1 protein-coding gene is annotated in these 1,221 nt (G+C 61.7%); it reads right to left on the bottom strand.

Annotated features, from left to right (window positions below; translation table 11 throughout):
* Positions 1 to 7: 7 nt before the first annotated feature.
* Positions 8 to 1,153 carry an IS30 family transposase gene (locus tag Q0907_RS18955; RefSeq protein ID WP_162108747.1) on the bottom strand — a complete coding sequence of 382 codons (1,146 nt, stop codon included), beginning with the start codon at positions 1,151 to 1,153 and terminating at the stop codon, positions 8 to 10.
* Between the last annotated feature and the right edge of the window lie 68 nt (positions 1,154 to 1,221).

Raw genomic sequence — 1,221 nt, 5'->3', positions numbered from 1 at the left:
GGTGAGTTCAACCCGTCGACGCAACGGCTTGGCTCAGCTTAGCGGCTGGCGTCTGGAAGCCCAAGGTCTTACGAGGTCTTTCGTTGAGACGTCTGGCGATCTTGTTCAAGAATGCCTGCGAATGGCGGGATAGATCCGTGCCGTCGGGGAAGTACTGCCGCAGAAGGCCATTGGTGTTTTCGTTCGAACCGCGCTGCCAAGGGCTTTGCGGATCGCAGAAGTAGACCTGCGTGTCGGTCGCCACGGTGAAGTTCTTGTGGCTGGCCATCTCACCGCCTCGATCCCACGTCAGCGATTTTCGCAGCGCGGTTGGCAGTGTTTTCACTTGCCGGCTCAGCGCCGAGACGACGCTGCTGGTGTCCTTACCCTTCACTTTCACCAGCATCACGAAGCGCGAGTGCCGTTCCACAAGCGTCGCGATGTGGGAATTGTTGCTGCCCGTGATCAGATCACCCTCCCAATGCCCTGGCACGGCGCGATCTTCGACCTCCGCCGGACGCTCCCGAATCGATACCGCGTCGATAATCCCGCCGCGAGGCGTCGCGGTGGCCAGCTTTGAGTGGCGCATACGGCGACGCGTGCGCAGGTGCGCCAGGAGTTCCTTCTTGAGCAGGCCGCGCGCCTGGATGAACAAGCTCCGGTAGATCGTTTCGTGCGACACCTGCAGTGCCTGGTTGAGCGGGAACCTCAGCTTAAGCCAGCCGGCGATCTGTTCCGGCGACCACTGCTGGCCCAGCTTGCAAGCCACCAACCAGCGCAGACGAGGGTTATCGGCCAACCGGCAAGACTGTGGCCTCCGGGCTGCCTCCCAAGCGGCCTCATCGGCATGTGCGGCCCGATATCGGTCACGGCCACCATGCCGTGCCACTTCCCGGCTAATCGTCGAGGTAGGCCGCCCTAGGCTGAGCGCAATCTGGCGAAACGACTGGCCAGAAGCTAGGCATCGAGATATCTCTTCGCGGTCCATTAAGCTCAGCGACCGGGCGGATCGGCGACGTTCCCTCGGCGCGATCCCGCCTTGCGCGGCCAGAACCCCGAAAATCGAACCCGGATTCTTGTCAAAGAAGCGGGCAATGTCGCTGAGCGACTGGCCGCCCTTCCATCGTCGCCAGAGATCTCGCTTCTGGGCTCGAGACATGCCGGGCCGTCCCATCCTTGCCATATCGTTCGCTCCTATCAGTGCAACTGTTGATCATGTTGCATTGACGGGTTGAACTCACC

Origin of the sequence: uncultured Pseudoxanthomonas sp. (assembly GCF_947498795.1) — a bacterium.
In the GTDB taxonomy this organism is placed as follows: domain Bacteria; phylum Pseudomonadota; class Gammaproteobacteria; order Xanthomonadales; family Xanthomonadaceae; genus Pseudoxanthomonas_A.
This window is presented reverse-complemented; position numbering and strand designations above follow the sequence as displayed.

What these genes read in the sequence shown, in the direction of transcription:
- Q0907_RS18955 (WP_162108747.1), bottom strand. Translation starts at nt 1,153, where the DNA reads ATGGGACGGCCCGGCATGTCTCGAGCCCAGAAGCGAGATCTCTGGCGA.